General features: G+C 35.2%; 5 protein-coding genes and 1 pseudogene. All 6 read left to right on the top strand.

Features of this window, described 5'->3' with window-relative positions; genetic code table 11:
- Positions 1–369 (top strand): ChuX/HutX family heme-like substrate-binding protein (locus AC3DU7_RS26550; RefSeq protein WP_488042268.1); only part of this gene is annotated, 369 nt, incomplete at its 5' end.
- Positions 370–754: 385 nt separating this feature from the next.
- Positions 755–1,129, top strand: coding sequence for a type I restriction-modification system subunit M N-terminal domain-containing protein (locus AC3DU7_RS26545; protein ID WP_488042267.1), 375 nt, complete (start codon positions 755–757; stop codon positions 1,127–1,129).
- Positions 1,130–1,141: 12 nt separating this feature from the next.
- A complete protein-coding gene (locus AC3DU7_RS26540) occupies positions 1,142–2,797 on the top strand; it encodes an N-6 DNA methylase (protein WP_488042266.1) in 1,656 nt (551 codons plus the stop codon).
- A 103-nt stretch (positions 2,798–2,900) separates the two neighbouring features.
- Positions 2,901–3,236, top strand: a complete 336-nt coding sequence (locus tag AC3DU7_RS26535) for a restriction endonuclease subunit S domain-containing protein (protein ID WP_488042265.1) — start codon at positions 2,901–2,903, stop codon at positions 3,234–3,236.
- Between the two features lie 17 nt (positions 3,237–3,253).
- Positions 3,254–3,487: pseudogene (locus AC3DU7_RS26530) on the top strand (restriction endonuclease subunit S); the annotation flags it as partial.
- Positions 3,488–3,502: 15 nt separating this feature from the next.
- Positions 3,503–4,240: a restriction endonuclease subunit S gene (locus AC3DU7_RS26525; RefSeq protein WP_488042269.1), complete on the top strand. Its 738-nt coding sequence runs from the start codon at positions 3,503–3,505 to the stop codon at positions 4,238–4,240.
- Positions 4,241–4,333: the final 93 nt, after the last annotated feature.

Here is a 4,333-nt window from a genome sequence, read left to right as displayed (position 1 = left end):
CTAGGAACTTTACGTTTAATTGTGACAAGTAGTGCTGCGGTATTGGAAGTTAGGGGCAAAATTCAAAAGTTATTTTATGCTGAACTTCCTAAAGGTAAATATGCCAATATGCATACTGATATTGTTGAATTTCATCTAAACATGGATATGATTAAACAGGTAAAGTTTGAGAGTGGAGAGGCAAAAAGAGGAAATTTTACTACCTATGCAATTCGTTTCTTAGATAATGAAGATAAAATTGCTTTGAGTGCATTTTTACAGTGGGGAAAACCAGGAGAATACGAACCTGGACAGGTAGAAACTTGGCAAGCTTTGAAAGAAAAATATGGTGAAGTTTGGGAACCTATTCCGGTAGAAAGTTTGGAATAGACATTTCCAGGAGTGAGGGAGTGAGGGAGTAGGGGAGTGGGGATGTAGGGGATAGAAAGAAAGATTTTGAAATGGCGCTTGCGATGGAAAATTTTTTAATACCAAATTAAATTGATTTGATATAAAAATAAGAATAATTAACATGAATTTTGCTCAAGTTAGCAAAAAGACGATTGGGATAGTGTTAATTACTTAATAACTGAAGTTTTACCTAGGTATAGCATTAATGCTTATGAATTGGTATATAGCAGTGGAAGGAAAGGTTAGGAAATATCAAAAGCTTAACACTCATACAAAGCAATATTTTTCCCTCTTCCCTCTTCCTTCTTCCTTCTTCCTTCTTCCTTCTTCCCTTTTTCTTCTACTATATCAAAAAATGACATAAATGGATAACGCGACACATAACGTAATTGTTAGTTTTATTTGGGGAATTGCTGATGATGTTTTGCGGGATGTTTATGTGAGGGGAAAATATCGAGATGTAATTCTACCAATGACTGTTATTAGGCGGTTAGATTGTTTGCTTGAATCTACTAAAGCAGAAGTTATAAAAGAGAATGGTTTTTATGAAAAAATGAATTTTACTGATAAATCTGGATTAACAGAAATTACTAAATATCCTTTTTATAATACTTCTTCTTATACTCTGAAAAAATTACTGGATGAGCCTAGTTTTATTAAGGAGAATTTGAGAGATTATCTGAATGGTTTTAGTGACAATGTACAGGAAATTATCAGTAAATTTAAGTTCAGCAATTAGTTAGAAACCTTGGTGGAACATAACCGCCTTTATTCTTTAATTCAAAAGTTTACTGACTCAGAAATTAATCTCAGTCCGGAACCGATAAAAGATAAAAAAGGAAAAGTTATTCAACCTGGGTTATCTAATTTGGGGATGGGGTATATTTTTGAGGAATTGATTAGAAGATTTAACGAGGAAAATAATGAGGAGGCAGGAGAACATTTTACTCCCCGTGACATTATTAAGTTGATGGTGAATTTGATTTTTATGCCTGTGAAAAACCAGATTCAAAATACTACTTATTTAGTTTATGACTGTGCTTGTGGTTCTGGGGGAATGTTGACGGAGGCGGAGAATTTTTTGCAGGAGTTTGCAACAGGAATGGGGAAAGAAGTTACCATTTATTTGTATGGTCAAGAGGTTAATTCTGAGACTTATGCTATCTGTCAGGCGGATATGTTAATTAAGGGTAAAAAAACGGATAATATTAAGTATGCTTCGACTCTTGCTAATGATGGTTTTCCCAATTTCACCTTCGATTTTATGTTGGCTAATCCTCCTTATGGTAAATCTTGGAAAGTTGATGGAGAGAAGATTTTAGTGGGGAGAAAAAAGGAGATAAAAGATAGTAGGTTTTTGGTTAGACATCAGGGGGAGGAGTTACAACTTATTCCTCGGAGTAGTGATGGGCAATTATTATTTTTGGTAAATAAACTTTCTAAGATGAAAGATTCGACAAAGTTGGGAAGTCGGATAGCAATTGTTCATAATGGTTCGGCTTTGTTTACGGGGGATGCTGGTAGTGGGGAGAGTAATATTAGGCGGTGGATTATTGAAAATGATTGGTTGGAATGTATTGTTGGTTTGCCGTTGAATATGTTTTATAACACTGGTATTGCGACTTATATTTGGATTCTTTCTAATCAAAAATCTGTTCATCGTCGGGGTAAGGTGCAGTTGATAGATGCTACGGAATGGTATGGGAAATTAAGGAAAAATTTGGGGAGTAAAAATTGTGAGTTGCGGTGGGAGGATATTGAGAGGATAACTGGGGAGTTTATGGATTTTTCGGAGTCGGATAATAGTCGAATTTTTGATAATGAGGATTTTGGTTTTAATAAGATTGTTGTGGAGAGACCTTTGCGTTTGAGTTTTCAAGTTACGGCGGCAAGAGTTGAGGAATTTGGGGAAAAAATGGGTGATGATTTGTTGGGAGTGGTGGATATTTTGCGGGGGTTGTTTGGTGAGGAGGTGCAGTGGGATTTTAATGTGGTGAAGAGAGATTTTGAGCAGGGGTTGAAAGGGGAGGGGTGGAAGTTAAAAAAGCGGGATTTGGATTTGATTTATCAGATTTTTACTGAGAAGGATGAGCGGGGAAAAGCTGTAGTTTTGAAGCGGACGAAAAAGGGGGTTGTTTATCAACCGGATGTGGAATTGAGGGATACTGAAAATGTGCCGTTGAAGGAGGATATTGAGGAATATTTTGAGAGGGAAGTTTTGCCTCATGTTCCTGATGCTTGGATAGATTTTGATAAGGTTGTGCGGGGTTATGAGATTTCGTTTACTAAGTATTTTTATAAGTTTCAGAAGTTGCGGAGTTTGGAGGATATTGTGGAGGAACTTTTGGAGTTGGAAAAAGAAACAGAAGGAATGTTAAATCAGTTATCAGTTATCAGTATCTCCTAATGAAGTAGAAGACTTGGAACGTTAAATCAGTTATCAGTTATCAGTATCTCCTTCTGCACTTGGGAAAATTTGACTTTTTTAATTATGAGGTTACTGGAAAAATATGGTTAATTTGAATTGGCAAAAATATCCGGTTTATAAAAGTTCAGGTGTTGAATGGTTGGGGGATGTTCCTGAACATTGGGAGGTTGTACCCTTAACTAAAAATATTTCTTCATTAGCAGATTATAGAGGTAAAACACCAGAAAAAACTGCTGATGGAATATTCTTAGTGACTACTAGAAATATTCGTAATGGCAAAATCAATTATGAAATATCCAAAGAATACGTTTCAGATGAAAAATATTTGGAAATTATGAGGAGAGGTTTACCAAGAATAGGAGATATTTTACTAACTATGGAAGCTCCTTTAGGAGAAGTAGCTAATGTAGATTTTTAAACAATTGCTTTAGCGACAAGTCTATTAAAATTAGAAGCAAGGAACAAGTTTTAAATGGTTGGTTTGCTAAGTATTTTATGATGTCATATTTTTTTCAAAATCAAATACAAAAGGAGGCGACAGGTTCAACAGCACAGGGAATTAAAGCAAGTAAACTTCATAAGCTTAAAATTCTCAAACCTCCCCTCCCAGAACAACAAGCGATCGCTCACTTCCTAGACCACAAACTTGACCAAATAGATGAATATATTGCCAAAAAACAACGGATGATAGAACTGCTAAAAGAACAGAAAACCGTTATTATTAATCGGGCAGTTACTAAAGGTCTTAACCTAGATGTGCCGATGAAATATTCAGGCATTGAATGGTTAGGAGAAATACCCGAACATTGGGAGGTTAGAAAAATTAAAAGGTGCTTAAAATCTTATAGATATGGAATATCAGATAGCATCAGGGGTGAAGGAAAATTCAAAATTCTAACAATGGGAAATATACAAGATGGAAAGGTTTTAATTCCTGAGACTGGAAGTCTTGAAAGTGTTCCTCAAGAATTGATTTTAGAAGATGGCGACTTACTATTTAATCGAACAAATAGTTTAGAATTAGTAGGTAAGGTAGGACTTTTTCAAGGTAGCAAAGAAGACAAGGTATCTTTTGCTTCTTATCTCGTTAGATTGAAAACAAACAATGATGCTAATCCAGTTTATCTAAATTTTTTACTTAATTCTCATGGTTTATTGAGTGTGGCAAGACAAAGAGCTTTAGTTAGTCTCAACCAAGTTAATTTAAACCCCACAAGATACTGTCAAATTCCTATTGCCTTACCTCCAATTTCCGAACAACAAAAAATAGTGTCATTCATTGAAAAAAAATCAGAAAAAATCAATCGAGCGATCGCCACTATAGAAAAGGAAATAAAATTAATCCAAGAATATCGAACAACTCTAATTTCTGAAACAGTCACGGGAAAAATAGATGTCAGAAAATATCGCCCTCCCCAGTAAATTCACTCATGGCAACTACAACCAACAAAAGTCATAATATAGTAGGTTGGGTTAAGCGGAGCGCAACCCAACAAAAAGCAAATTTTCTGACAT

The sequence above is a fragment of the Okeania sp. genome, from assembly GCF_983059655.1.
The sequence above is the reverse complement of the archived record's forward strand: the minus strand, read 5'-3'. Positions and strand labels throughout refer to the sequence as shown.

Bases quoted from the DNA above. Each gene is read 5' to 3' on its own strand.
- AC3DU7_RS26545 (WP_488042267.1), top strand. From the start codon at position 755: ATGGATAACGCGACACATAACGTAATTGTTAGTTTTATTTGGGGAATT.
- AC3DU7_RS26535 (WP_488042265.1), top strand. From the start codon at position 2,901: ATGGTTAATTTGAATTGGCAAAAATATCCGGTTTATAAAAGTTCAGGT.
- AC3DU7_RS26525 (WP_488042269.1), top strand. From the start codon at position 3,503: ATGATAGAACTGCTAAAAGAACAGAAAACCGTTATTATTAATCGGGCA.